The 25,545-nt window shown below is 60.1% G+C and carries 22 protein-coding genes and 1 pseudogene; 11 read left to right on the plus strand and 12 right to left on the minus strand.

All coding sequences use genetic code 11. The features are described 5' to 3' along the window. Positions 1-29: 29 nt before the first annotated feature. Positions 30-470 (minus strand): low molecular weight protein-tyrosine-phosphatase, encoded by a 441-nt coding sequence (locus ACZZZ4_RS26665; protein WP_039760729.1) that lies wholly within the window; start codon positions 468-470, stop codon positions 30-32. Between the two features lie 289 nt (positions 471-759). Here ACZZZ4_RS26665 and ACZZZ4_RS26670 point away from each other — a divergent pair, with 289 nt between their 5' ends. Next, the gene (locus tag ACZZZ4_RS26670; protein WP_463549214.1) at positions 760-1,716 is read left to right on the plus strand and encodes a glycosyl hydrolase family 5; all 957 of its coding nucleotides are present in this window, start codon (positions 760-762) and stop codon (positions 1,714-1,716) included. Between the two features lie 202 nt (positions 1,717-1,918). Next, on the plus strand, positions 1,919-2,845 hold the full coding sequence (gene tal, locus ACZZZ4_RS26675) for a transaldolase (protein ID WP_415761953.1): 927 nt from the start codon (positions 1,919-1,921) through the stop codon (positions 2,843-2,845). 129 nt (positions 2,846-2,974) lie between these two features. Here tal and rssC read toward each other — a convergent pair whose 3' ends face one another. The 3 genes from rssC to ACZZZ4_RS26690 all read right to left on the minus strand — a co-directional run bounded on the left by rssC (position 2,975) and on the right by ACZZZ4_RS26690 (position 5,673). Next, positions 2,975-3,457: an anti-sigma factor antagonist RssC gene (gene rssC, locus ACZZZ4_RS26680; protein ID WP_003226553.1), complete on the minus strand. Its 483-nt coding sequence runs from the start codon at positions 3,455-3,457 to the stop codon at positions 2,975-2,977. After that, complete coding sequence (rssB, locus tag ACZZZ4_RS26685; protein WP_039760746.1) at positions 3,454-4,638, minus strand: two-component system response regulator RssB; 1,185 nt, start codon at positions 4,636-4,638, stop codon at positions 3,454-3,456. Before rssB ends, rssC begins: the two co-directional genes overlap by 4 nt. Positions 4,639-4,983: 345 nt before the next feature. Further along, complete coding sequence (locus ACZZZ4_RS26690; RefSeq protein WP_039760748.1) at positions 4,984-5,673, minus strand: MlaA family lipoprotein; 690 nt, start codon at positions 5,671-5,673, stop codon at positions 4,984-4,986. 198 nt (positions 5,674-5,871) lie between these two features. On the opposite strand from ACZZZ4_RS26690, the pseudogene ACZZZ4_RS26695 reads away from it, so the two are divergent. Both ACZZZ4_RS26695 and ACZZZ4_RS26700 read left to right on the plus strand, forming a co-directional pair. Next, positions 5,872-6,491: pseudogene (locus ACZZZ4_RS26695) on the plus strand (HAD family phosphatase). A 108-nt stretch (positions 6,492-6,599) separates the two neighbouring features. Continuing rightward, a complete protein-coding gene (locus ACZZZ4_RS26700; RefSeq protein ID WP_016775472.1) occupies positions 6,600-6,863 on the plus strand; it encodes a DUF4404 family protein in 264 nt (87 codons plus the stop codon). A gap of 185 nt (positions 6,864-7,048) precedes the next feature. On the opposite strand, the gene queF is transcribed toward ACZZZ4_RS26700, so the two are convergent. Next, positions 7,049-7,879 carry an NADPH-dependent 7-cyano-7-deazaguanine reductase QueF gene (gene queF, locus ACZZZ4_RS26705; RefSeq protein ID WP_463549215.1) on the minus strand — a complete coding sequence of 277 codons (831 nt, stop codon included), beginning with the start codon at positions 7,877-7,879 and terminating at the stop codon, positions 7,049-7,051. Between the two features lie 61 nt (positions 7,880-7,940). Further along, a complete protein-coding gene (gene copI / locus ACZZZ4_RS26710; protein WP_463549216.1) occupies positions 7,941-8,474 on the minus strand; it encodes a copper-resistant cuproprotein CopI in 534 nt (177 codons plus the stop codon). 166 nt (positions 8,475-8,640) lie between these two features. On the opposite strand from copI, the gene ACZZZ4_RS26715 reads away from it, so the two are divergent. Together ACZZZ4_RS26715 and ACZZZ4_RS26720 are read left to right on the plus strand one after the other, a co-directional pair. Beyond that, on the plus strand, positions 8,641-9,321 hold the full coding sequence (locus ACZZZ4_RS26715; protein WP_039760759.1) for a heavy metal response regulator transcription factor: 681 nt from the start codon (positions 8,641-8,643) through the stop codon (positions 9,319-9,321). Then, entirely contained in the window at positions 9,321-10,667 is a 1,347-nt protein-coding gene (locus tag ACZZZ4_RS26720) for a heavy metal sensor histidine kinase (protein ID WP_463549217.1), read from the plus strand. The genes ACZZZ4_RS26715 and ACZZZ4_RS26720 overlap by 1 nt, the downstream gene beginning before the upstream one ends. Positions 10,668-10,786: 119 nt before the next feature. On the opposite strand, the gene ACZZZ4_RS26725 is transcribed toward ACZZZ4_RS26720, so the two are convergent. From ACZZZ4_RS26725 to ACZZZ4_RS26735, 3 genes are all read right to left on the minus strand, one after another. Next, on the minus strand, positions 10,787-12,031 hold the full coding sequence (locus ACZZZ4_RS26725; RefSeq protein ID WP_024013627.1) for a lipoprotein-releasing ABC transporter permease subunit: 1,245 nt from the start codon (positions 12,029-12,031) through the stop codon (positions 10,787-10,789). 63 nt (positions 12,032-12,094) lie between these two features. Next, positions 12,095-12,793 carry a lipoprotein-releasing ABC transporter ATP-binding protein LolD gene (gene lolD / locus ACZZZ4_RS26730; protein ID WP_024013628.1) on the minus strand — a complete coding sequence of 233 codons (699 nt, stop codon included), beginning with the start codon at positions 12,791-12,793 and terminating at the stop codon, positions 12,095-12,097. Further along, positions 12,786-14,036 (minus strand): lipoprotein-releasing ABC transporter permease subunit, encoded by a 1,251-nt coding sequence (locus tag ACZZZ4_RS26735; protein WP_463549218.1) that lies wholly within the window; start codon positions 14,034-14,036, stop codon positions 12,786-12,788. The genes lolD and ACZZZ4_RS26735 overlap by 8 nt, the downstream gene beginning before the upstream one ends. A 94-nt stretch (positions 14,037-14,130) precedes the next feature. Here ACZZZ4_RS26735 and ACZZZ4_RS26740 point away from each other — a divergent pair, with 94 nt between their 5' ends. After that, positions 14,131-14,712, plus strand: a complete 582-nt coding sequence (locus ACZZZ4_RS26740) for a PilZ domain-containing protein (protein ID WP_350570859.1) — start codon at positions 14,131-14,133, stop codon at positions 14,710-14,712. A gap of 14 nt (positions 14,713-14,726) precedes the next feature. Beyond that, entirely contained in the window at positions 14,727-15,449 is a 723-nt protein-coding gene (locus ACZZZ4_RS26745) for a glycerophosphodiester phosphodiesterase (protein WP_007910500.1), read from the plus strand. Between the two features lie 20 nt (positions 15,450-15,469). On the opposite strand, the gene sthA is transcribed toward ACZZZ4_RS26745, so the two are convergent. Both sthA and ACZZZ4_RS26755 read right to left on the minus strand, forming a co-directional pair. Continuing rightward, positions 15,470-16,885 carry a Si-specific NAD(P)(+) transhydrogenase gene (sthA, locus tag ACZZZ4_RS26750; protein ID WP_463549219.1) on the minus strand — a complete coding sequence of 472 codons (1,416 nt, stop codon included), beginning with the start codon at positions 16,883-16,885 and terminating at the stop codon, positions 15,470-15,472. 107 nt (positions 16,886-16,992) lie between these two features. After that, complete coding sequence (locus tag ACZZZ4_RS26755; RefSeq protein WP_463549220.1) at positions 16,993-18,132, minus strand: FAD:protein FMN transferase; 1,140 nt, start codon at positions 18,130-18,132, stop codon at positions 16,993-16,995. Positions 18,133-18,207: 75 nt separating this feature from the next. Here ACZZZ4_RS26755 and tcuC point away from each other — a divergent pair, with 75 nt between their 5' ends. Next, on the plus strand, positions 18,208-19,509 hold the full coding sequence (gene tcuC / locus ACZZZ4_RS26760; protein WP_463549221.1) for a tricarballylate/proton symporter TcuC: 1,302 nt from the start codon (positions 18,208-18,210) through the stop codon (positions 19,507-19,509). Positions 19,510-19,695: 186 nt separating this feature from the next. Here the strand turns inward: tcuC and ACZZZ4_RS26765 are convergent, their stop codons facing one another. Next, a complete protein-coding gene (locus ACZZZ4_RS26765; protein WP_016775482.1) occupies positions 19,696-21,159 on the minus strand; it encodes a glyceraldehyde-3-phosphate dehydrogenase in 1,464 nt (487 codons plus the stop codon). Between the two features lie 354 nt (positions 21,160-21,513). Here ACZZZ4_RS26765 and mfd point away from each other — a divergent pair, with 354 nt between their 5' ends. Next, entirely contained in the window at positions 21,514-24,963 is a 3,450-nt protein-coding gene (mfd, locus tag ACZZZ4_RS26770) for a transcription-repair coupling factor (RefSeq protein WP_463549222.1), read from the plus strand. Between the two features lie 10 nt (positions 24,964-24,973). After that, complete coding sequence (locus ACZZZ4_RS26775; RefSeq protein ID WP_039760776.1) at positions 24,974-25,540, plus strand: CsiV family protein; 567 nt, start codon at positions 24,974-24,976, stop codon at positions 25,538-25,540. Positions 25,541-25,545: the final 5 nt, after the last annotated feature.

Below are 25,545 nucleotides of genomic sequence, written 5' to 3' on the forward strand. Positions count from 1 at the left end.
TTACCATTTACTGTTCTGAAGAAGATTCATCAATGCCCGAGACGCTTCGCCCATGAACTAACCGCATCTTCAATCAATGCGTGGGCATGAATAAACGCGGCTTTGCCTTGACGATACGGATCATGTATTTCGCGCTCGCTCTGCCATTTACCGAGCAGAAACACTTTGCCTCTGGCGTGTGAGGCAATCTTCAGCACTTGATTAATGTGGGCCTTTTCCATGACGAGGATCAGGTCCGAGTCATTGACGATATCCGACGTCAACTGCCGCGCCTTGAAGGCCTCGGCACAATGCCCGTGTTCTTCGAGAACCTGCCGCGCTGAGGCCTCGACCCCCTCGCCCACGCGCGCGGACAGGCCAGCGGAGGACACGGTGATGGCGGCAGGGGCCAGCGCGTTGCGCAGCAGCAGTTCAGCCGTCGGACTTCGGCATATATTGCCCACGCAGACAACGAGGATCTTTTTGAACAAGTCTTGCATTCCTGTGTAATATCAAACAGCCAACATGCCGTGAAAGTTAATGAACCCTCACGACTTTCCTGCACTCAGAAATAGCTTCGCCCTGTTAGTACAGGAACATTAAGTACCACAGCGTTTTAAGCCGCCCCAACCACAATTAGCGGACTAAAAATAACTGTGATTTTCAGTTGCTGTTTTCCTGACAAAAAATAACATTCACGCACTTAGTGCCATCACCGTTATCGGAAATTGAGTAACGGGATACCTATTCGTAGTTGTCATTCTCTTCAGGAGAGCAGACATGAAAACAGCACAGCGCAATAAACTCGCCGCCCTCGCCCTGATGGCGCTCGGTGCTACCAGCCAGGTTCACGCCAGCGAGCTGTTCCCCAACCTTCCAGCGAAAACCATCGGCGTTCAGGTGAAGATCCAGAGCTTCACCGCTGCCGATGCCGCGCAAATCAAGGCAGCAGGCTTCAGCTTTGTGCGCTTCGGAGTGTGGAGCGACAGCCTCACCGCCAAGACTTATCAAAAACAGGTCAGCGACGCCTTCGCCGCCGCCGCTTCCGCCGGGCTTCCGGTGCTGCTGACAGTGCGCGCAATCAAGGCACTGCCGGCCACGTCGCCCGAGGAGCTGAACGCCGCCGGCGGTAAGTTCGCCAACGCCGTGACCGGGCTGGAAAAATCCTGGAGTTCGCAATTGGTGGCGATCGAAATCTGGAACGAACCCGACCTGGAAACCTATTGGCCGACGCGCAATTTCGACACCACTTTCGTGCCGTTCATGGCTGGCATGTGCAAGGCCTTCGAAGGCCAGCCGCAGACGACACCACGGGTCGGCTTCGGCTTCGCTCGGCCGCCAAGCGCAGGCTCGGCTTCGACGGTGGCGATGAAAAGTATCGTCAGCGATTACCCCAAATGCCTGAACGCCGTTTCCTATCATCCTTATGGCATGACCGCCACGCAGATCAGCAACGCGCAGACGTTCATCCAGCAGAACTTCAATCTGCCGGGGGTCATCAGTGAATGGGGGATTTCGGCCCTCGCCTCAAACGGCGGGCCTGAGGGACAAGCGACCAAGATCAACGCGTTTATCGCTGACGTTAAACGTCTGAATATCCCGCTGACTTCTATCTATGAATGGAGGAACAGTGATACCGGCAGCAATGATCGTGAGAAGAACTTCGGCTTTCTCACCTCCGACGGCCAGCCAAAACCGGCACGCTTGTCCGTGGAAGGTTTGTTGAACGCCGAGTAGGTCGTGGGCAACCGGTCTGTTCACAGGTCGGTTGCTTTGAACCTGTGGGCTGTTTTGGCATCGTATTCAGCGACACCGCGCCCCACCTTTCAAACAATCGTTTTCAGGTTGTTGCCGCAGGGGCCATCGATCCACGAATGCACCCTTGAGTGCCCGTCAGCGCTCGGGTAATGTCTTCAGACCCATAGGATAGAGCACGCCCATGACTTCCAAGCTGGAACAACTCAAACAGTTCACCACCGTGGTTGCCGACACCGGCGACTTCGAAGCGATCGCCCGAGTCAAACCGACCGATGCCACCACCAACCCTTCCCTGCTGCTCAAGGCTTCGGCCATTCACGGCTACGCCGAACTGCTGAACGATTGCGTTCGCGACTGCAAGGGCGATGTCGGCCTGGCCAGCGACCGTTTCGGCGTCGCAGTGGGTAAAGAGATCCTCAACGTGGTTCCGGGCCGCATCTCCACCGAAGTGGATGCGCGTCTGTCCTTCGACCAGGATGCGATCCTCAAGCGTGCGCATCGTCTGATCGAGCTGTACGACAAGGCTGGCGTCAGCCGCGACCGCGTGTTGATCAAGATCGCCTCGACCTGGGAAGGCATTCGCGCTGCCGAGATCCTCGAGAAGGAAGGCATCCAGACCAACCTGACCCTGCTGTTCTCTTTCGCTCAGGCCGCCGCCTGCGCCGATGCCGGGGTGTTCCTGATCTCGCCGTTCGTGGGCCGCATCTACGACTGGTACAAGAAGGCCAACGGCAACGACTACACCGGCGCCGATGATCCTGGCGTGCAGTCGGTGACGCGCATCTACAACTACTACAAGGCCAATGACTACAAGACCGTGGTCATGGGCGCGAGCTTCCGCAACATCAACCAGATCGAACAACTGGCCGGCTGCGATCGCCTGACCATCAGTCCGGAACTGCTGGAGAAGCTGGCCGCCGACACCGGCAAGCTGGAACGCAAACTGGCGCCGGGCAATGCCGGTGAAGCGCGTCTGAGTCTCAACGAAGCGCAATTCCGCTGGTTGTCCAACGAAGACGCGATGGCCACCGAGAAACTGGCTGAAGGCATCCGTCAGTTCGCCCGCGACCAGGAGAAACTGGAGGCGTTGCTGCAGGCCAAGCTGTGATTTGAGTTTGTAGAACGCAAAAAGGGCGAACCTGTGAGGGTTCGCCCTTTTTTATGGTAAGTGCTGATCAAAATGTGGGAGCGAGCCTGCTCGCGAAGAGGCCGGCCCGTGCTTCCTCAACTCACTGGATCAATGCCGCTCCAGCGCATTCACCAGATCATGAAACGCTTCCCGATTGGAATCGTTCAGGCCCATGAGAATCTTGTGCGCTTCCAGCACCTTGATTCGCACTACTTCTTCCGACTGATCCTGATCCGGCAGATCGTCCAGGCACTCCGGGCACGGCACCGGATGATTGACGATGTTGAACACCTGCTCAAAGCCCATCGATTGCAGCAGACGGGTGATGTCTTCGTGGGTGGTGACAACCGTCGGCAACAGGCCGACCTTCTGCCGCGACAGGATCGACAGTTTGGCCAACAGGCCCAACGTCGTGCTGTCGATGCTGCGGGTTTCGGTCAAATCGATCACGATCGCGTTGAAATTCAACGCGGTGAAGATTTTCTCAATAGTCGCATCCAACGCCGAACACAGGGTCAGGCGAACTTCACCGACGAACTTCAGGACAAAGGTGCCGTCCTGCTCGGCGAACTGGATTCTACCGGTACTCATTGAAGATTCCTGCTCAACACCAACAGGGCGATATCATCCGGCATCTCCCCTAGCGTGGCCAAACCAAACACTTGCCGCAGACCATCCAGGCTGCCGCCCGCTGACTTCACCCGTTCAGGCAAAGCAGCCTCTTTTTCTTTGAGCGTTGCTTCTGGCAAAAGGTCCAGAATGCCATCAGACATCAGCGTCAGGCTGAACGTCGGCGGCAGCTCAAGCACGTGGTCTTCGTAAGTGGCTTCATTGAACAGCCCCACCGGCAGGCCACGACCTTCGAGATAACGAACACTGTCAGGCGTGTACAACACAGGCAAAGGCAGATGGCCGCCAATGCTATAGGTCAACAAACCGGTCTCCTCGTCAATGACTCCACCGACCATTGTGACGTGTTTACCCAGCTTACAACTGATCAGCCCCCGGTTGATATGACCGAGCACTTCCGAAGGCTTGAACTCCGGCAAGGTACCGCTGCGTTTCGATTCGAAGAGCAAACGCGTGGTCATGAACTTCAACAGCACGGTGACGAACGCTGATGACGCGCCATGCCCGGAAACATCCGCCAGGTAAAACGCGACCCGGCGCTCGTCGACGCGGAAATAGTCGACAAAATCACCCGACAGGTACAACGACGGGATGATCTGGTGGGCAAAGTGGAATTCGTCGATGCTCCACGGGCTTTCCGGCAGCATGTTCATCTGCACCTGGCGACCGGCGTTCTGGTCCTCCTGGAGCAGGTTCAGGCTGGCTTCGAGCTCGCGATTGGCCTTCTCCAGCTTCTCGCGGTAACGCTGGTTTTCCAGCAGCAGCCGCGCTCGATCCAGGGCCCGACGCACAGAATGCTCGAGCACAGCCAGATCTTCGAGAGGCTTGATCAGGTAATCCGCCGCGCCTAGGCGCAGGGCCTCGACCGCGTCGTTCATCACCCCGGCACCCGAGACGACGATAACTGGCGTCTCTGGCGAGCGCTCGGTGACCTGACGGATCAGTTCGAGACCGCCCATCTGCGGCATGCGCAGATCGCAGATGACCAGATCGGGCTCGTCTTGCTCGAATACCTGAAGACCCTGTTGACCGTTGCCGGCCTGCAGGACGCTGAAACCACTGTCTTCCAGATAGGCCGCGAGGCTCGCGCGCACTACCTCGTCATCATCGATTATCAGCAGCGTGGCACTGGTTTTTGGCATGTGGGCAAACGGCGCCAGAATTAGGTTGGCGTAGTGAGCGGGGCAACGGCCCTGCGCAGACTACTGGATTCGCTTTCTAGCCTCTCTGCTGCAGCACTTTCAAGCATTCGCCTGGCGCGCGGTTTTAAACAGAGGTGCCCTTCTAAGGCGCAGACGGTACTCCCATCCGCAGAGCGTTTCAAGCATGCGCCGATTGTCGCTTGACGACTTTGTTTGTCAAATCACCGGGAGTTATAAGAACCGCTCCAAGCGTAACCCGATGGAAGGTAGCGACGGTCACTGGCGATGCCCTGCCGCGCACAAAAAAGGCGACCCGAGGGGTCGCCTTTCTGTCACCGGTCGAAATCAGAAGTCGTCTTCGACCTGACCGTCCTTCACCTTGAACTCGCGGTTCTGCAGGTAAGCATTGCGGATGAAGGTGTATTTGTCGCCACTGATCAGCTTCTCGCTCGACAGCAGGCTGGCGCGGGTGTCGACGATGTTCAGGCCGAAGATCGAGTTACGCGTCGGCACGTGATCGATGTAGCGGTACGCGCCGGTGAAGCTGTCGACGTATTTCGACGGTGCATCACGCAGGGTGCTCGGCCCCATCAGCGGCAGCATCACGTATGGGCCGCTGCCTACGCCCCAGTAGCCCAACGTCTGACCGAAGTCTTCGTCGCTGCGGTTCAAGCCCATCTTGGTGCCGACGTCGAAGAAGCCGAGCAGACCAAAGGTGGTGTTGAAAATCAGTCGGGCGGTATCAACGCCAGCGGCAGCGGGTTTGGCCTGGAGAACGTTGTTCGCCAGGTTGGTGACGTCGCCGACGTTGCGGAACATATTGTGGATGCCGTCTTCAACGAATTGCGGAGTGATGAACTCATAACCCTGCGCCAATGGCTTCAGCGCGTAGGTGTCAACGAAGTCGTTGAACTGGAAAATCGGCCGGTTGACGCTTTCCCAAGGGTCTTCTTCGGTGGCCGCCTGGGTGGCGAACGGCGCCAGCAACAGGCTGGCACAAACACTTAGCTGAGTGAGCGAAGGGCTCCAGCGCATAGAAAAACTCCTTGGATTTGATACTGGCGCGGACGCTCGGCCCGTGCGTTGAGGCCGCTAGTATAAGCGTAAACGGCGATTTGGGCAGTGCGCCGCAGCAAGGATATGCAGGAAGTTTCCTACGCCGACTTTCACAGGGCTGTCATGCAACTGTCACCCGCGCGCCCTAGCCTTGAGCGTTATTTCAGGGACGTTGCCATGACACACGCCGAAACCTTGCCCGTCGCCGCGCCCCGCCTGACGGCCGTACTGTTCGGCCTCAGCGGCTGCCTGGTGGATTTCGGTGCACGGGCCGCGCAGCAGACCCTCGCCCAGACGCAACACACCGAAGCCACCCTGGCGCACTCGATAGCCTGAAAAGCTTGCAGCGTCAGCAGATTCCCTGCGCATGGCTGGATGAGTTACCCCCTGCCCTCGCTCAGTCACTGGCCGCCTCGCTGCCGGACTGGATCAAGCCGACGCAACATTCAGCAACAATGAATCCGTGGCCGGCGCCCAATGCGTGCTGGCAAGCCTTGATGGATCTGAACATCGACCGACTCGATGGCTGCGTGCTGGTCAGCGGTGAGCCGCGCCTGTTGCAGGCTGGCCTGAATGCCGGGTTGTGGACGATTGGGCTGGCATCCTGTGGCTCGCTGTGCGGCCTGAGCCCGAGCGAGTGGCAGGCTCTGTCGCAAAAGGAGCGCGAACAGTTGCGCGGCAAGGCAACCGTGCAGCTGTTCAGCCTGGGCGTGCATTCGGTGATCGATCATCTCGGTGAACTCGACGCCTGTCTCGCCGATATCAGCCTGCGCCGCGCCAAAGGCGAAAAGCCCTGATCGACGTCATGCAGGTTTACCCAGAGTGGATTAATCTAAAGGTCAGCCATAGACCTTTGGCGCGCGGCTGCGGTCAATGCCAGTGCCTATTGATAAAAGGAAACCACCATGCCCGCCCAAGAACTGCAAAAACAGCTCGATACCCTGCGCGAGCAGCTGGAACACAATCCACCGCTGTCGGAAGCCGAGCGTGAGGATCTGCATGCGCTGATGGCGCAGATCGAATCGGAAATCCAGCTGGAAACTGCCACGCAGGACGCGAGCATCGCCGACGGCGTGAACCTGGCGGTCGAGCGCTTCGAAGTCGAACACCCGGCAATCGCCGGCACCCTGCGCAACATCATGAATACGCTGGGCAGCATGGGCATCTGACGCCCGCCGCACAAAAAAGCCCTGCCAGCGATGGCAGGGCTTTTTCATTTGCAAAATGTGCATGCAAGCCCTTGTGGGAGCGAGCCTGCTCGCGAAGGCGTCGTGTCAGTCGACATCATCGTTGAATGACACACCGCATTCGCGAGCAGGCTTGCTCCCACATTGGATATCGCACATTCCGGATCTTATTGACGTACGAGGCGATGATTCGGCAGCTGTACGCTTTCGGTACTGCGATACGGGTTGATATCCAGCCCTCCCCGTCGCACATAGCGCGCAAATACTGTCAGTTTCTCCGGCTTCAGCAACCGCTGAAGATCAAGAAAAATCCGCTCAACGCATTGCTCGTGGAAATCCGAGTGCTGGCGGAAGCTGACGATGTATTCCAGCAGGCTGGCGTGATCCAGTGCCGCGCCGCGGTATTCCACCACGACGCTGCCCCAGTCCGGCTGGCTGGTCACCGGGCAGTTGGATTTGAGCAGATGACTGTGCACGCTCTCCTCAACGATTCGCGAATCGTCGCAACGCAGCAGCTCCGGGCGCGGGTGTTCGTAATTGCTGACGCTGATATCCAGATCATCGATGCACACGCCCGGCAACGCCACAACGCCTTCAGCTTCCACGTCTTTCAAACTGCGCACCCGCACGCCCACCGGTTTGCCGGCAGCGGCGGACAGATCCTTGACCAGCGTCGCTTCCAGTGTGCTGACGTCGGTAAACGGCGTCTGGTTCAGCGAGTTGAGGTAGAGCTTGAACGACTTCGATTCGATGATGTTCGGCGAATCCGCCGGAATGCTGAATTCAGCGATCGCCACCACCGGCTTGCCCGAGGGCAGCAGCCACGACAGCTCGAAGCAGTTCCAGAAATCCACGCCTTTGTACGGCAGGGTGTCGGCGGTCAGGCCCAGCTCGGCCCATTTCGCGGTGCGCGGAATCGGGAACAGCAGGGACGGCGTGTAAGTGGCGATGTATTCGCTGGATTTGCCCAGCGGCGAATGTTCGGCTGCGGGATGCATGGCGGAAACCTGACTGAAGAATCAGCGGATTCTACCAGCCTTTGCCTGCGCCTTTGAGTGCTTACTGACTGACAGTCAGTTTGCCGACCATGCCGGCCTGATAATGCCCGGGGATATTGCAGGCAAACTCAAGCACCGTGGCGTTGCTGAAGGTCCAGGTCAACTCGGCGGTTTTGCCCGGCTCGACCAGCACGCTGTTGGGATCGTCGTGCTTCATCCCATGGCCCATCGCTGCGTGATCCCTGCCCGCCATGTCGTGGGACATTTCTTTCATGCCGGTAGGCGTGAGCATGCCGCTCTGCTGCATCTGCAACATTTCCTGCTGGTGGCTGGCATGCATCGCCGCATCACCGAGGTTGAATTCGTGCAGCAACTGGCCTTTATTCACCAGCACAAAGCGAATGGTCTCACCGGCCTTGACCTGTATGGCTTTCGGGTCGAAGTTCATGTCGCCCATGACGATTTCGATAGTCCGCGTGGCTAGGCTCGCGGCTGCCGGCTTGCCGAACGCGAAGGCGTGCGCCGGGGTCGCCGAAACAGGCGAACTCAATGCCAGCAGACAGGCAGCTAACGTCAGGGATGTACGAAAAAACATGGTCACGCTCCAACAAGAGAAGGTTCAGCCTGTGGGAAACTCTAACCACCCCGCGCTGGCATCGACCTGACAGGCAGATTACAACTTTGTCAGCTTGGTGCTTATCGCCGGATCTCACGGTATAACGCCCTCGCCCTTCTACATACCATCCCCGCCCGAGTCGCCCATGAAACTGTTGATCGTCGAAGACCAAGCGAAAACCGGCCAATACCTGCGCCAGGGTTTGACCGAGGCCGGGTTCAATACCGAGCTGGTGGCTGACGGCATCAGTGGCCAGCAATTGGCGTTGAGCGGCGAGTACGCGCTGTTGATCCTCGATGTGATGCTGCCCGGGCGCAGTGGCTGGCAGATTCTGCAAGCGGTGCGCAGCGCCGGCCTCGCCACGCCGGTACTTTTTCTTACTGCCAAAGACGCCGTGGAGGACAGGGTTCACGGCCTCGAATTGGGCGCCGACGATTATCTGGTCAAGCCATTCGCCTTCTCCGAATTGCTCGCGCGGGTGCGCAGCCTGTTGCGGCGCGGCAGCGCAGTCGCCCAGGAAACCAGCCTGCAACTGGCCGATCTGCGCCTGGACCTGATCCGCCGCCGCGTCGAACGCAACGGCCAGCGCATCGACCTGACCGCCAAGGAATTCGCCCTGCTGGAAATGCTCCTGCGCCGTCAGGGTGAGGTTCTGCCCAAATCGCTGATCGCCTCGCAGGTTTGGGACATGAATTTTGACAGCGACACCAATGTCATCGAAGTGGCGATCCGCCGCTTGCGCCTGAAGATCGACGATGACTTTCCCAACAAGTTGATCCACACCGTGCGCGGCATGGGCTACGTGCTCGAAGAGCGTTCGCTGTGATGCGTGGTTTGTCCTTGAGCACGCGCCTGGCCCTGTTGTTTGCCGCCTGCACTGCGGTGGTCTCGCTGTTCGCCGGGGTGCTGTTCGACCGCGCCAGCGAGGCGCACTTCATCGAGCTTGATCAGCAACAACTGGAGACGAAACTGATCGGCCTGCGCCGCGCCTTACAGGATCTCCAACCTGCCCAGCGCGAGGCGCGGCTGGCCGATGAACTCAGCCGTCAGGCCGATCTGTCGTTGCGCATCACCAGTGGCGATGGTCAGCACTGGTATGACAGCTCGGTGCAGATTCCGAAGAATCTGCCGCTGCAAACCGGCCTGTCGACGATCAGCCATGACGGCACCGATTACCGCGTACTGCGCGCCCCACTCTATCCGGACACAGCGGATTCGCCGCAACTGACGCTGCTGCTGGACATCACCCATCACCAGCATTTCCTTGCGCGCATGCAGCATCTGATCTGGCTGACCGTCGGCCTGTCAGCGCTGGCTACCGCCCTGCTCGGTGCCTGGGCCGCGCGCAGTGGTCTGCGCCCGTTGCGCCGAATGAGCGCCGTGGCTCGTGGGATTTCCGCGCAATCGCTGAATGCCCGACTGCCTGAAGAGAAGATGCCGCCAGAACTTGCCGAAATGGCCTACAGCTTCAACGCCATGCTCGCACGCCTCGACGACTCGTTTCAGCGCCTCTCGGCGTTCTCCGCCGACATTGCCCATGAGCTGCGCACACCGTTGTCGAATCTGCTGACCCACACCCAGGTCACCCTCACCCGCCCACGGGCACTGGAGGACTACCGCGAAGCGCTGCACAGCAACCTCGAAGAACTGCAATGGATGGCGCAACTGGTCAACGACATGCTCTACCTGGCCAAGGCTGACCACGGCTTGCTGATGCCCAAGCGCGAACCACTGGAGCTGGCGGATGAGGCCGACATGCTGCTGGAGTTTTTTGCGCCATTGGCGGAAGACGCTGGCGTTAGCCTTAGCCGTGAGGGGGCAGCGCGTATCGAAGGTGATCGCGGCATGTTGCGCCGGGCCTTGTCGAATCTGCTGGATAACGCGCTGCGGTTCGCCCCGGCTGAGGGATACGTTCGCTTGAGCATCGTCGACGAGGGGGAAACCGTACGCGTCTGCGTCGAGAACAGTGGTGAGGGGATTTCAGCGCAGGTGCTGCCACGTTTGTTCGACCGCTTCTATCGGGCGGATCCGGCGCGGCAGGAAGGCAGCAGTGAGCATGCGGGGTTAGGGCTGGCGATTACTCAGTCGATCGTGCGGGCACATGGCGGGACGATTCATTGCGAATCTGAGGCGGGTTGGACGCGGTTTGTAATCGAGTTGCCTCGGACCTGATCGTTCCCACGCTCTGCGTGGGAATGCAGCCCGGGACGCTCCGCGTCCCTTCAAGAGCCGAACGCAGAGCGTCCGTTGAGGCATTCCCACGCAGAGCGTGGGAACGAGCATGGAGTCGCTTACGAATATCTCAACGCATGCGCCGGTTCGATCTTCGCCGCCCGCCACGCCGGATACACCGTCGCCAGAAAGCTCAGAATGAACCCCGCCGAGCAGATCAACAGCACATCCCCACCCTGCAGTTCCGAGGGCAGATTGCTGACGAAATACACGTCCGAACTGAAGATATGCTGGCCGGTCACGCGCTCGACCCAGCCGACCAGTTCGCTGACATTCAGCGCGGCAATCACGCCCAGCACGCCGCCAATGATGGTGCCGACAATACCGATCACCGTGCCCTGCACCATGAAGATCGCCATGATCTGGCGTGGCGTGGCGCCGATCGTGCGCAGGATCGCGATGTCGGCGCCCTTATCGTTCACCACCATGATCAGCGTCGCGATGATGTTGAACGCCGCCACCGCGACGATCATCAGCAACAGCAGGCCGATCATGGTTTTTTCCATCTTCATCGCGCTGAACAGGCTGCCTTGGGTGTGGGTCCAGTCGTCAGCCTTGAAGTCGGCACCGAGGCCACCGGCAATGTCTGCGGACACCTTTGGCGCCGCATACAGATCCTTGACCGCCAGGCGCACGCTCTGCACCTGATTCGGCTGCCAGTGCTGCATGGTCGCGGCGTCGGCGACGTGGATCAGGCCCATCGAGCCGTCCAGCTCGGCGCCGACCTTGAACACGCCCACCACATTCAGGCGCTGCATGCGCGGGGTGATACCGCCCGGCGCGGTGCTGACTTCCGGGACGATCAGGGTGATCTTGTCGCCGACATTGAGGCGGAAACGCCGTGCGGTGATCTCACCGATCACCACACCGAATTCGCCCGGCTTCAAGGCATCGAGACGACCCTGGACGATATGCTGGGCAACGATCGACACCTTGCCTTCCTGCGCCGGATCAACGCCGCTGATCTGGATCGGCTGCATCGAACCCTTGTAGGACAGCATGCCTTCCATCTCGGTGAACGGCACGGCGGCGGTCACTTCGGGATTTTTCATCGCGGCAGCGGCCACCGGCTGCCAGTCGTCGATCGGCTTGACGCCAACGATGGTCGCATGGGGCACCATGCCGAGGATGCGCGAGCTCATTTCGCGCTGAAAGCCGTTCATCACCGACAGCACCACGATCATCGCCAGCACGCCGAGGGCGAGGCCGATCATCGAGGTCATCGAAATGAACGAAACAAAGCGATTGCGGCGCTTGGCGCGGGTATAGCGCGTGCCGATAAAGATCGATAACGGTCTGAACATTCGCTGGGGCACCGTATAGAAATAAAAGACCCGGCACCGTTACGGGCGCCGGGTTTCAGCCAGTCAGATGGGAGTGAGGCAACCTTCCTGCAATTGCAGGACGCGGTCCATCTGGCGAGCCAGGTTCATGTCGTGCGTCACCACCAGGAACGCCGTGCGCATCGAAGTGCTCAGCTCCAGCATCAGGTCCTGAATGCCTTCGGCGGTGTGCAGGTCGAGGTTGCCGGTCGGCTCATCGAGCATCACCAGCCCCGGGTTGTTGACCAGGGCACGGGCGATGGCCACGCGCTGACGTTCACCACCGGACAGCTCGGCCGGTTTGTGTTCCAGACGATGACCCAGCCCGACACGCTCCAGCAATGCCGTGGCTCGCTGACGCGCCTCCGGGATGGCGGTCTTGCCGATCAACAACGGCATGCAGACGTTTTCCAGTGCGGTGAATTCCGGCAGCAAGTGGTGAAACTGGTACACGAAACCGAGGGCGCGGTTGCGCAGCAGGCCACGCTTCTTCTCGCTCAATGCCGACAGTTCTTCACCGTCGAGCCAGACGCTGCCCTTGCTCGGCGTATCGAGACCGCCGAGCAGGTTGAGCAAGGTACTTTTGCCGGAACCGGATTTACCCACGATCGCCACACGCTCGCCCGGGTGCAACTCCAGTTGCAGGCCGGCCAGCACTTGTACCGACTCAGGACCTTCCTCGTAGGATTTGCCCAGGTTACGGCAGCTCAGAATTGCTTGTTCACTCATGCCCGACTCACTCATAACGTAACGCCTCCGCCGGCTGGGTGCGCGCGGCACGCCAGGCGGGATACAGGGTGGCGAGGAAACTCAGGACCAACGCAGCGGTGCAGACCATGACGACGTCCTGGCTCTGTACCTGCGAAGGAAGATAATCAATGAAATACACGTCAGCATTAAGGAACTTGTGGCCGATCAGCCCTTCAAGCGCCGAAATGGCCGCACTGACATTCAGCGCCGCGAGAATCCCGACTACCGCGCCAATGGCCGTGCCTACCACCCCGATCACCGTGCCCTGCACCATGAACGTGCGCATGATCGTGCCCGGAGTGGCGCCAAGAGTACGCAGAATGGCGATGTCGCCCTTCTTGTCGTTCACCACCATCACCAGCGTGGAAATGATGTTGAACGCGGCGACGGCGACGATCAGCAGCAACAGCAGCCCGATCATGGCTTTTTCCATGCGGATCGCCTGATACAGGTTGCCGTGGGTGCGGGTCCAGTCGCGGGCGTAGTAATGATCTTCGCCGAGCTGCTTGGCAATGTTCCACGCCTCGCGCGGGGCTTGGAATAGATCGTCGAACTTCAGCCGCAGGCCCTGCACCTGATCGGCTTTCCAGCGGTGCATTTTCGCCAGATCCTGCAGATTGGTCACGCCGAGGTAGCCGTCGAGCTCACCGGCGCCGACATGGAAAATCCCGACCACGGTGAAGCGCTTCATGCGCGGGAACATCCCGGCCGGGGTCACGCTGACCTCCGGCGCGACGAAGGTGACCTTGTCACCGATGCCGACGCCGAGCTTGGTCGCCGCCTTATCGCCGATGACGATGCCGAAGCTGCCCGGTGTCAGGTCGTCGAGTTTGCCCTGCTTCATGAAGTTGTCGATGATCGACACATTGCGCTCGAGCGCAGGATCAATGGCATTGAGCAACACCTTGGAAACCTGACCGTTGTTGGTCAGCAGGCCCTGCATCTGGGTGAACGGCGCCACCGCCGTCACCTGCCGGTTCTGCTTGACCCTGTCGGCCAGGCTCTGCCAGTCATTGATCGGCTCGCCGGTCTCGAGAGTAGCGTGGGGCACCATGCCCAGCACGCGGGTGCGCATCTCATGATCGAAGCCGTTCATCACCGACAGCACGACGATCATCACGACCACGCCAAGGGCGAGCCCGATCATCGAAGTCAGGGAAATGAATGACACAAAATGATTGCGACGCTTTGCACGGGTATAACGCGTGCCGATAAATACGAAGAGAGGTCTGAACATGTCGGGGCTTGTTCGGAGGGAAAAGGAACGTCCTTGTGGCGGGGGTCGAAAACCAGCTTTACACTCAGACCACCGCCGCTACCATGGGTTCGCCATGTCGACATTAGATGAAGAAGATCGCCGCGAATACTACCGTATCGAGGACACGATCGCACTGGAAATTCGGCCCCTGTCCGCTCCCGAAGCCGCAGGCCAGGAAGTGTTGCAGGATGCTTCCCCACTCTTCAACCTGCTCAGCGAACTGCACCTGAGCGAATTCGAGTCGCAGCACCTGTTGCGGCAGATCAGCGAGCGCGACCGCGCGATCGCGGCGTTCCTCAAATCGCAGAACAAACGCATCGACCTGCTCAGCCAGGTGATCGCCCTGACCGTGCTCGGCCAAATCGGCGAGCCGCAGCCGGTGATCATCTCCGAGGGCGGGATCGACTTTCAGTACCCGACCCCGATTGCCACCGGCGCACACCTGTCGGTGAAACTGGTACTGATGCCGCAGGCGCTTGGCCTGCTGCTGCGTGCCCGGGTCACCCATTGCGATCCCAAGGGCGATGGCTATGACGTCGGCACCGAGTTCGAGCGCCCGACCGATGCCCAGCGCCAATTGCTCGCGCGCTACATCTTGCAGAAGCAGGCTCAGGAACGCCGTCTGGCCCGCGAACAGAACGAATCTGGCATTTAACTTAAGGAAGCACCGTGACCCTCATCTACGGCCACCGCGGCGCCAAGGGCGAAGCACCGGAAAACACCCTGAGCAGCTTTCAGGAATGCCTCAAGCACGGCGTGCGCCGCTGCGAACTGGATCTGCACCTGTCCAAGGACGGCGAGCTGATGGTCATTCATGACCCGACGCTCAAGCGCACCACCGAGCGTCGCGGCAAAGTCGTCGAGCACACCGCCGCCGAACTGGTCACCTACGACGCGCGCAAGGGTGGCCCGGGCTGGATCAAGCCGTGCCCGATTCCGACGCTGGAAGAGTTGTTCGAGAAATGTGATTTCGAGCATTGGCAACTGGAAGTCAAAAGCGCTTCACGCACCCGCGCGGCGACTACCGTGCTGGCGATTCGCGAAATGGCTCAGCGCCACGGCCTGCTCGACAAGGTGACGATCACTTCGAGTTCGCGGGAAGTCTTGAAGGCAGCGCTGGACCTGGTGCCGGACGTGTCGCGTGGACTGGTGGCCGAATATGCCTGGCTCGACCCATTAAAGGTTGCAGCCAGTTACGGTTGCGAGATTCTCGCGTTGAACTGGACGCTGTGTACGCCGGAACGCCTGCAGAAGGCGCAGCGGCAGGGCCTGCATGTGTCGGTGTGGACCGTCAACGAGCCTGCACTGATGCGCAGACTCGCCGACTTCGGCGTTGACAGCCTGATTACAGACTTTCCCGGTTTGGCCACTGCCACCCTTGAGAATTGCTGAAATCGGTCTCCCCGGCCGGCTCAGGCCACCGGCCGGAGCCCGTCAAAAAGCCGGTTGAGGCCGTCGTACGCCGCTACCCGATAGGCTTCGGCCATGGTCGGGTAGTTGAACGTCGTGTTGACGAAATACTTCAGGGTGTTCAGCTCGCCCGGCTGGTTCATGATCGCCTGACCGATGTGAACGATCTCCGACGCCTGATAACCGAAGCAGTGCACGCCGAGCACTTCCAGCGTTTCGCGGTGGAAGAGAATCTTCAGCATGCCCTGCGGCTCACCGGCAATCTGCGCCCGCGCCATGCTCTTGAAGAATGCCTTGCCGACTTCGTACGGCACCTTGGCCTGAGTCAACTCCTGCTCGTTCTTGCCGATCGAGCTGATCTCCGGAATGGTGTAGATGCCGGTCGGCACGTCATTGACGAAGCGCCAACTGCCATTGTCGACGATACTGCCGGCGGCGGAACGACCCTGGTCGTGAGCGGCACTGGCCAGGCTTGGCCAGCCGATCACGTCACCGGCGCCGTAGATGTTCTCTATGCAGGTGCGGTAGTTCTGGTCGACTTCGATCTGGCCGCGGCTGTTGACCTTGACCCCAATGTTTTCCAGACCCAGCGTGTCGGTGTTGCCGGTACGGCCGTTGCACCAGAGCAAGGCGTCGGCCTTGATCTTCTTGCCGGATTTCAGGTGCAGGATCACGCCGTTGTCCACGCCTTCGACGCGGTCGTACTCTTCGTTATGACGCACGGTGATGTTGTTGTTGCTGAAGTGGTAGCTCAACGCCTGGGAAATTTCCGAGTCGAGGAAGCTCAGCAACTGGCCACGGTTGTCGACCAGTTCGACCAGCACACCCAGACCACTGAAGATCGATGCGTATTCGCAACCGATCACGCCGGCGCCGTAAACGATCAGTTTGCGCGGGGTGTGGCCGAGGCTGAGGATGGTGTCGCTATCGTAGATACGCGGGTGGTGGAAATCGATGTCCGCCGGGCGATACGGACGCGAACCGGTGGCGATGATGATGTGCTTGGCCACCAGCTTCTCGACCACACCGTTGCCGCAGACCACTTCGATGGTTTGCTCGTCGGCGAAGCTGCCGGTGCCGAAGAACACGTCGACGCGGTTACGGGCGTAGTAGCCGGTGCGCGATGCGACTTGTTTGGAAATGACTTTTTCGGCGCTTTTCAACACGTCCGGAAAGGAGAACCAGCGTGGCTCGCCGATCGCGCGGAACATCGGGTTGGTGTTGAACTGCATGATCTGCCGCACCGAGTGACGCAGTGCCTTGGACGGGATGGTGCCGAGGTGGGTGCAGTTGCCGCCGACCTGACGACGGCTGTCGACCATCGCGACCTTGCGCCCCGCTTTGGCGGCGTTCATTGCCGCGCCTTCTCCCGCCGGGCCGGAACCCAGTACCACCACGTCGTAGTTGTAGACAGCCATGCGTACTCCTCAGAACAGGCCGCGGTGCCAGCAGCACCGGCGGCTAAATCACGCCGAACGGCGGCGCGAAGGAACAATTGGGGGCCAGTAGAGAACCCGGACACAGTCTATAGAAGCGTCAACGCCGCGCACATTAACCCTTGGTCGCGTCGTAGGCTACTTTTGCCTGCACTACAACGCCAGCTTTCGTCTTGTCTTCGGTCAGTTTTTTCACCGACAAGCTGCGTAAATGCCTGACTGCTGCGGGTGACGAAACCTGTATCGGCACGCAAGACAAAGAATGCAGCAATGTCATGCTCTTGAGCATAGTCCCGCGCCCTTTCCGGCCCAAGAATCAGCAACAGCGTCGATAGTCCATCGGCCATCAACGCTGAAGGATGAATCACTGTGACTGACGCCAGGTCGTGTGGGACAGGTCGCCCGCTGCGTGCATCGAAAGTGTGGGAATAACGCCGCCCGTTCTGCAGAAAATAGTGGCGATAGTCACCGGAGGTGGATACGCCGTAGCCATCGACAGCAATGACGCGCTCGGCCACTTGCTGGTCATCGCGAGGCTCTTCGAGAGCGATGCGCCACGCTGAGCCATCCGGCTTTTTGCCACGGGCTTTGAGTTCGCCCGTGGCTTCAACCAGATAATTGTCGATGCCCATGCCCTGCAATCTGGCGGCGATGGCATCCACGGCGTAGCCGGCGGCAATGCTGTTGAAGTCGACTTCGACGGCGGCGTCCTTGCACAACCGCTCGCCATCGATGCGCAGGTGCTGATGGCCGACCCGCTGCATGACCTCGGCCACAGCGGCCGCACCGGGGATCTTTTCTTCGCGTCCTTGCGGGCCGAATCCCCAGAGGTCCAGCAGTGGTTCCACGGTCAGGTCGTAGGAGCCTTCGCTTTGCGTTGAAAGCTGTTCGCCGATGCGGACCAATTCGAGCACCGCTGCCGGCATGGCTTGGCAGCTATCGGCGGGCAAGGCGTTGAAACGCTGGATGGCGGAGTCACTGCGGTAAGTCGACATCTGTTGATCGACGTCGCCGAGGATGCGCTCCACTTCACCGCGCACTTGCGCAGGATCGGCAACATCGGCGTGGCGCACGTACTTGACCGACCAGGTGCTGCCCATGGTCGAGCCGCCGACCTGTTCAAGAGAATCGCCGTTGCCGCAGCCGCCGATGGCCACCGCAAAAACCACAAGCCCCCACCAGCGTCCAGTTAACAATTCTTCATCTCCCCGCAAAACCACGGCGGCCATTATGAACTACAAGCGCCCGCTCGCTTCCCCATGGCTGCAACGCCTTTATACAAAATTGAACAGTGAGTACCTCCCATGTCCTCCACCACGGGCAAAGGCAAAGCGATCTTTCGCGTTGTCAGCGGCAACTTCCTCGAAATGTTCGACTTCATGGTCTACGGCTTCTATGCCACGGCCATCGCCAAAACCTTCTTTCCCACCGACAGCGCGTTTGCTTCGCTGATGCTGTCGCTGGCGACCTTCGGCGCCGGTTTCCTGATGCGCCCGCTAGGGGCGATTTTCCTCGGTGCCTATATCGACCGTCACGGACGGCGTAAAGGCCTGATCATCACGTTGGCGATGATGGCCGCCGGTACGGTGCTGATTGCCTGCGTGCCCGGCTACGCGACGCTCGGTGTCGCCGCGCCGCTACTGGTGTTGTTCGGCCGTTTGTTGCAAGGCTTCTCAGCTGGCGTGGAATTGGGCGGTGTGTCGGTGTATTTGGCGGAAATTTCAACGCCGGGGCGTAAAGGCTTCTTCGTCAGTTGGCAGTCCGCCAGCCAACAGGCAGCCGTGGTGTTCGCCGGTCTGCTCGGCGTTGGCCTCAACCACTGGCTGAGTCCGGAGCAGATGGGCGAATGGGGCTGGCGCGTGCCATTCCTGATCGGCTGCATGATCGTGCCGGTGATTTTCTTCATCCGTCGCTCGCTGGAAGAAACTCCGGAATTCCAGGCGCGCACCCACCGCCCTACCCTCGGCGAAATCGTCCGCTCGATCGGCCAGAATTTCGGCATCGTCATTGCCGGCATGGCGCTGGTGGTGATGACCACGGTGTCGTTCTACCTGATCACCGCCTACACACCGACGTTCGGCAAGGCCGAGCTGCACCTGTCTGACCTCGATGCGCTGCTGGTGACCGTATGCATCGGCTTGTCGAACTTCTTCTGGCTGCCGGTGATGGGCGCTGTTTCCGACAAGATCGGCCGAAAACCCCTGCTGCTGGCAGCGACGATTCTGGCGATCCTCACGGCGTATCCGGCACTGTCGTGGCTGGTGGCGAATCCGAGCTTCAGCCATTTGCTGATTGTCGAATTGTGGCTGTCGTTCCTCTATGGCTCGTACAACGGCGCGATGGTGGTGGCGCTGACCGAGATCATGCCGGTGGAAGTGCGCACGACCGGTTTCTCGCTGGCCTACAGCCTGGCGACGGCGACGTTCGGCGGCTTTACGCCGGCGGCGTGTACCTATCTGATTCATGTGCTGGACAACAAGGCAGCGCCGGGGATCTGGCTCAGTGGCGCGGCGGTACTGGGGTTGATTGCGACACTGGTGTTGTTCCGTGGCAATCGGCATGAGCTGCGTACTGCGCAGGCCTCGATCATCGGCGGCGCCAGATAAGACGCTATCGCTGGCAAGCCAGCTCCCACAGGGACTTCGGGTGTGAACACAATTATGCAACCTCCCAAAAATCTGTGGGAGCTGGCTTGCCAGCGATGAGGCCGGCACAGGCAATAGAGATTGATCCAGCCACACAAACAAAAACGCCCCGACCTAAGTCGGGGCGTTTTCATTTGCAACGAGTGCTTAGCGCGGGAACGCTGGCGGATTCACATCAGCCATGTCTTCCATCACGCGAACCACCTGGCAGCTGTAGCCGAACTCGTTGTCGTACCAGACGTACAGAACGACGCGGTTGTCCTGCACGATGGTCGCTTCAGCATCGACCACACCGGCGTGACGCGAGCCAACGAAGTCGGTCGACACCACTTCCTGCGAATTGACGAAGTCGATCTGCTTGTGCAGTTCGGAGTGCAGCGCCATGTAGCGCAGGTACTCGTTCATCTCTTCGCGGGTGGCGGCTTTCTCAAGGTTGAGGTTGAGAATGGCCATCGACACGTTTGGCGTCGGAACGCGGATCGCGTTACCGGTCAGCTTGCCGGCCAGCTCAGGCAGAGCCTTTGCAGCAGCGGTGGCGGCGCCGGTCTCGGTGATCACCATGTTCAGCGCGGCGCTGCGGCCACGGCGATCGCCCTTGTGGAAGTTGTCGATCAGGTTCTGGTCGTTGGTGTACGAGTGAACGGTTTCAACGTGACCGTTGATGATGCCGAACTTGTCGTTGACCGCTTTGAGCACCGGCACGATGGCGTTGGTGGTGCAGGAAGCTGCCGAGACGATCTTGTCGTCAGCGGTGATTTCACCGTGGTTGATGCCGTGAACGATGTTCTTCAGCTTGCCCTTGCCAGGCGCGGTCAGAACAACGCGGTCGATGCCCGGGCAGGCCAGGTGCTGACCGAGGCCATCGGCGTCACGCCATACACCGGTGTTGTCCACCAGCAGCGCGTCTTTGATGCCGTACTGGGTGTAATCCACCTCGGTCGGGTTCTTCGCGTAGATCACCTGGATCAGGTTACCGTTGGCGGTGATGGTGTTGTTTTCTTCGTCGATGGTAATGGTGCCGTTGAACGAACCGTGTACCGAATCGCGACGCAGCAGGCTGGCGCGCTTGGTCAGGTCGTTCTCGGCGCCTTTGCGCACGACGATGGCACGCAGACGCAGGCCGTCGCCACCACCGGTTTTCTCGATCAGGATGCGCGCCAGCAGACGGCCGATACGACCGAAGCCGTACAGAACAACGTCAGTGCCTTTGCGGGCCGAGGCGTTCTGCTGGCCAACCACGTCAGCCATCTCTTCACGCACGAACTGCTCGGCGCTGCGGCCGTTGCCTTCATTGCGGAATTTGAACGCCAGCTTGCCCAGATCCACCGACGCCGCGCCGAGCTTGAGCTCGCTCATGGCCTTGAGCAGTGGGAATGTTTCGTGGACGGAGAGTTCGCTGTCGTCGGAAGAACGGTGGCGAGCAAAGCGGTGAGCTTTGAGAATCGCGATGACAGACTGGTTGATCAGGCTGCGGCCATAGATCGAGCTAACCACGTTGTTATTGCGGTAGAGCTGACCGATAAGCGGGATCATCGCTTCTGCGAGTGCTTCACGGTCGATCCATTCACCAAGACACTGGTCGGGCTTCTGAGTCACGGTAACCTTCCACATGTAGGGGCAGAAAAAAGGGGCTACATTATGCCGCCGACAAGCCCTTTCAGCAATGCGCGCTTGTCGCGCAATCGGTAACAAAATCCCGTTCAAAAAATTTACGCCCTTCTCCAGCCCAGTAAAACCGGGGCTTTCAGCGCAGTCAATTTTTCGACGAGTGTTAGACGATGTCTGTAACCCTCCGTAACACCGCCCGGTTTCGGCACTACATAACCACGAAAAAAGTGCTCGTTTTTATGGTTACCACTACATTTCGTCCAAACCCTGAAGATAGACGCAGTCTGCAACTGACAGGCGGCACCGGAGGCCGCTACAATTACCGACTTTGTCGCAACGCCTGGAGCTCAACCTTCCGTGCCTGTTCTGCGTCTACCGCTACTCCCTGCCGAAGCAGGTAAACAGCACTGGGGCAATCTGCCCGGTGCCGCCCTCAGCCTGGCGATTGCCGAGGCTGCCAGCGCTGCCAAGCGCTTTACCCTGCTGCTGACCGCCGACAGCCAAAGTGCCGAACGGCTGGAACAGGAGCTGGGTTTCTTCGCCCCGGATTTGCCCGTACTGCATTTCCCCGACTGGGAAACCCTGCCCTACGACCTGTTCTCGCCGCACCAGGACATCATCTCCCAGCGCATCGCCAGCCTGTATCGCCTGCCGGAACTGGCCCACGGCGTGCTGGTGGTACCGATCACCACCGCCCTGCATCGCCTGGCGCCGACCAAATTCCTCCTCGGCAGCAGCCTGGTGCTGGATATCGGCCAGAAGCTCGACGTTGAACTGATGCGCGCACGGCTCGAAGCCAGCGGCTATCGCTATGTCGACACGGTGTATGAACACGGTGAGTTCACTGTGCGCGGCGCGCTGATCGACCTGTTCCCGATGGGCAGCAAGCTGCCCTATCGCATCGACCTGTTCGATGACGAAATCGAAACCCTGCGCACCTTCGATCCGGAAACCCAGCGTTCGATTGACAAGGTCGAGTCGGTCAAGCTGCTGCCGGCGCGCGAGTTTCCGTTACAGAAAGACGCGGTGACCCGGTTCAAGGCGCGTTTCCGTGAGCGCTTCGACGTCGACTTCCGCCGCTGCCCGATCTTTCAGGACCTGAGCAGTGGTATCACCCCGGCCGGTATCGAGTATTACCTGCCGCTGTTCTTCGACGAAACTTCGACCCTGTTCGATTACCTGCCCCAGGACACTCAGGTGTTCTCGCTGCCGGGCATCGAGCAGGCGGCGGAAAACTTCTGGAACGACGTGCGCAATCGTTACGAAGAACGCCGCGTCGATCCTTCGCGTCCTTTATTGCCACCGGCGGAACTGTTCCTGCCGGTGGAAGACTGCTTTGCGCGCCTGAAGAACTGGCCACGGGTTGTTGCCAGTCAACAGGACGTTGAAAGTGGCGTCGGCCGCGAGCGCTTCCCGGCCCATGCGCTGCCGGATCTGGCCATCGAGGCCAAGGCCACGCAACCGCTGGCGGCGCTGGCCGGCTTCCTCGAAGAATTCCCCGGTCGCGTGCTGTTCACCGCTGAATCGGCGGGTCGTCGCGAAGTCCTGCTGGAACTTCTGGAACGCCTGAAGCTGCGGCCAAAAACCGTCGACAGCTGGCCGGACTTCGTTGCCAGCAAGGATCGTCTGGCGATCACCATCGCCCCGCTCGACGAGGGTCTGGTACTCGACGATCCGGCGCTGGCGCTGGTGGCGGAAAGTCCGCTGTTCGGCCAACGAGTGATGCAACGTCGCCGCCGCGAGAAGCGCAGCGACGTCAGCAACGATGCGGTGATCAAGAACCTCACCGAGCTGCGCGAAGGCGCGCCGGTGGTGCATATCGACCACGGTGTCGGCCGCTATCTGGGCCTGACGATTCTGGAAATCGATAATCAGGCCGCCGAATTCCTCACCCTCGAATACGCCGAGAACGCCAAGCTCTACGTGCCGGTCGCCAACCTGCACCTGATCGCACGTTACACCGGCAGCGACGATTCGCTCGCGCCGCTGCATCGCCTCGGTTCGGAAACCTGGCAGAAAGCCAAGCGCAAAGCCGCCGAACAGGTGCGTGACGTCGCCGCCGAATTGCTCGACATTTATGCCCGTCGCGCCGCCCGCGAAGGTTATGCCTTCGCCGATCCGAAGGCCGATTACGCCACCTTCAGCGCCGGTTTCCCGTTCGAAGAAACACCCGATCAGCAAGCGACCATCGAGGCCGTGCGCGAAGACATGCTTGCGCCGAAACCGATGGATCGTCTGGTCTGCGGCGACGTTGGCTTCGGCAAGACCGAAGTGGCCATGCGCGCGGCGTTCATCGCGGTGCACGGCGGTCGTCAGGTGGCGATTCTGGTGCCGACCACCCTGCTCGCCCAGCAGCACTACAACAGTTTCCGCGACCGCTTCGCCGACTGGCCAGTCACCGTCGAAGTGATGAGTCGCTTCAAGTCGGCCAAGGAAGTCAACGCGGCGATCGCCGATCTGGCGGAAGGCAAGATCGACATCGTCATCGGCACGCACAAGCTGCTGTCCGACGACGTGAAGATCAAAAACCTCGGGCTGGTGATCATCGATGAAGAACACCGCTTTGGCGTACGCCAGAAAGAGCAGCTCAAGGCCTTGCGCAGCGAAGTCGACATTCTGACCCTGACCGCGACGCCGATTCCGCGCACGCTGAACATGGCGGTGTCGGGCATGCGCGATCTGTCGATCATCGCCACGCCGCCAGCGCGACGCCTGTCGGTGCGCACTTTCGTCATGGAGCAGAACAAGAGCACGGTCAAGGAAGCCCTGCTGCGTGAACTGCTGCGTGGTGGTCAGGTTTACTACCTGCACAACGATGTGAAGACCATCGAAAAATGCGCCGCCGACCTTGCCGAACTGGTGCCGGAAGCGCGCATCGGTATCGGCCACGGGCAGATGCGCGAACGCGAACTCGAACAGGTGATGAGCGACTTCTACCACAAGCGCTTCAACGTGCTGATCGCCTCGACCATCATCGAGACCGGCATCGACGTGCCGAGCGCCAACACCATCATCATCGAGCGCGCCGACAAGTTCGGCCTGGCCCAACTGCACCAGTTGCGCGGTCGTGTCGGCCGCAGTCACCACCAGGCTTACGCCTACCTGCTGACGCCGCCGCGCCAGCAGATCACCTCGGACGCGGAAAAGCGTCTGGAAGCGATCGCCAATACCCAGGACCTCGGCGCCGGTTTCGTGCTGGCCACCAACGACCTGGAAATCCGTGGCGCCGGCGAACTGCTGGGCGATGGTCAGAGCGGGCAGATTCAGGCTGTCGGTTTCACCCTGTACATGGAAATGCTCGAGCGCGCGGTGAAGTCGATCCGCAAGGGCGAGCAGCCGAACCTCGATCAACCGCTTGGCGGCGGCCCGGAGGTCAACCTGCGGGTGCCGGCGCTGATTCCGGAAGATTATCTGCCGGATGTGCATGCACGGCTGATTCTGTATAAACGCATCGCCTCGGCCACCGACGAGGAAGGCCTCAAGGATCTGCAGGTCGAGATGATCGACCGTTTCGGTCTGTTGCCGGAACCGACCAAAAACCTGGTGCGGATCACCGCGTTGAAACTGCAGGCGGAAAAGCTTGGCATCAAGAAAGTCGACGGCGGGCCGCAAGGCGGGCGTATCGAGTTCGAAGCGCAGACACCGGTTGACCCGATGACCCTGATCAAGCTGATCCAGACGCAGCCCAAGCGCTACAAGTTCGAAGGCGCGACGATGTTCAAATTCCAGGTGCCGATGGAGCGCCCGGAAGAACGTTTCAATACTGTCGAGGCGCTGTTTGAGCGCCTCATCCCGAAATCCGCTTGAAGGACGCCCGATGCGCCTGTTCCGCTCCCTGACTTTGTTGCTCGCACTTGCGGCACCGACGGCGTTTGCCGATGACACCTATCAGGTCGAAATGATTCTGGTGCGCCAGAATGCCGTCCCGGCCATCGCCAGCCGCGCCGCCCCGGAAGACTGGGCCGCTGGTGCCCAGCGTTTGGGCGACGACAGCCAGCGCACGCCTGCGCTGAATGATGTAGTGAGCAAACTCACCGCCAGCGGCGAGTACACCGTGCTGATGCACAAAGCCTGGCAGCAGAGCCTCGGCGAAGCGCCGGCGAAAGTCGCGGTCAGTGAGGGTCAGGAGCAGTTCGGCCAGTTCCCTATCGAGGGCACGCTGGAAATGAAACTCGGCCGCTTCACCGACGTGACTGCCGATTTCTGGGTCAATCAGATCGACGCCAATGGCCTGGTCACCGCCAGTGAGCGCCTGCGCCAGGACAGCCACACCAAGAACGGCCAGCTCAACTACCTCGACAACGGCCACCTGGCGCTGCTGATCAAGATCACTTCCCTCACCGCACCAGCGCCGCGTGAAGCGCCTGAAGTCGTGCCGGACTGATCGAA

The sequence above is a fragment of the Pseudomonas sp. AC252 genome, assembly GCF_979258105.1.

What these genes read in the sequence shown, in the direction of transcription:
- ACZZZ4_RS26755 (WP_463549220.1), bottom strand. Translation starts at nt 18,132, where the DNA reads ATGGCCGCCGTGGTTTTGCGGGGAGATGAAGAATTGTTAACTGGACGC.
- tal (WP_415761953.1), top strand. Translation starts at nt 1,919, where the DNA reads ATGACTTCCAAGCTGGAACAACTCAAACAGTTCACCACCGTGGTTGCC.
- sthA (WP_463549219.1), bottom strand. Translation starts at nt 16,885, where the DNA reads ATGGCTGTCTACAACTACGACGTGGTGGTACTGGGTTCCGGCCCGGCG.
- ACZZZ4_RS26700 (WP_016775472.1), top strand. Translation starts at nt 6,600, where the DNA reads ATGCCCGCCCAAGAACTGCAAAAACAGCTCGATACCCTGCGCGAGCAG.
- ACZZZ4_RS26775 (WP_039760776.1), top strand. Translation starts at nt 24,974, where the DNA reads ATGCGCCTGTTCCGCTCCCTGACTTTGTTGCTCGCACTTGCGGCACCG.
- ACZZZ4_RS26765 (WP_016775482.1), bottom strand. Translation starts at nt 21,159, where the DNA reads ATGTGGAAGGTTACCGTGACTCAGAAGCCCGACCAGTGTCTTGGTGAA.
- lolD (WP_024013628.1), bottom strand. Translation starts at nt 12,793, where the DNA reads ATGAGTGAGTCGGGCATGAGTGAACAAGCAATTCTGAGCTGCCGTAAC.
- ACZZZ4_RS26690 (WP_039760748.1), bottom strand. Translation starts at nt 5,673, where the DNA reads ATGCGCTGGAGCCCTTCGCTCACTCAGCTAAGTGTTTGTGCCAGCCTG.
- ACZZZ4_RS26735 (WP_463549218.1), bottom strand. Translation starts at nt 14,036, where the DNA reads ATGTTCAGACCTCTCTTCGTATTTATCGGCACGCGTTATACCCGTGCA.
- rssC (WP_003226553.1), bottom strand. Translation starts at nt 3,457, where the DNA reads ATGAGTACCGGTAGAATCCAGTTCGCCGAGCAGGACGGCACCTTTGTC.
- queF (WP_463549215.1), bottom strand. Translation starts at nt 7,879, where the DNA reads ATGCATCCCGCAGCCGAACATTCGCCGCTGGGCAAATCCAGCGAATAC.
- ACZZZ4_RS26715 (WP_039760759.1), top strand. Translation starts at nt 8,641, where the DNA reads ATGAAACTGTTGATCGTCGAAGACCAAGCGAAAACCGGCCAATACCTG.
- ACZZZ4_RS26740 (WP_350570859.1), top strand. Translation starts at nt 14,131, where the DNA reads ATGTCGACATTAGATGAAGAAGATCGCCGCGAATACTACCGTATCGAG.
- copI (WP_463549216.1), bottom strand. Translation starts at nt 8,474, where the DNA reads ATGTTTTTTCGTACATCCCTGACGTTAGCTGCCTGTCTGCTGGCATTG.
- ACZZZ4_RS26720 (WP_463549217.1), top strand. Translation starts at nt 9,321, where the DNA reads ATGCGTGGTTTGTCCTTGAGCACGCGCCTGGCCCTGTTGTTTGCCGCC.
- ACZZZ4_RS26725 (WP_024013627.1), bottom strand. Translation starts at nt 12,031, where the DNA reads ATGTTCAGACCGTTATCGATCTTTATCGGCACGCGCTATACCCGCGCC.
- ACZZZ4_RS26670 (WP_463549214.1), top strand. Translation starts at nt 760, where the DNA reads ATGAAAACAGCACAGCGCAATAAACTCGCCGCCCTCGCCCTGATGGCG.
- rssB (WP_039760746.1), bottom strand. Translation starts at nt 4,638, where the DNA reads ATGCCAAAAACCAGTGCCACGCTGCTGATAATCGATGATGACGAGGTA.
- tcuC (WP_463549221.1), top strand. Translation starts at nt 18,208, where the DNA reads ATGTCCTCCACCACGGGCAAAGGCAAAGCGATCTTTCGCGTTGTCAGC.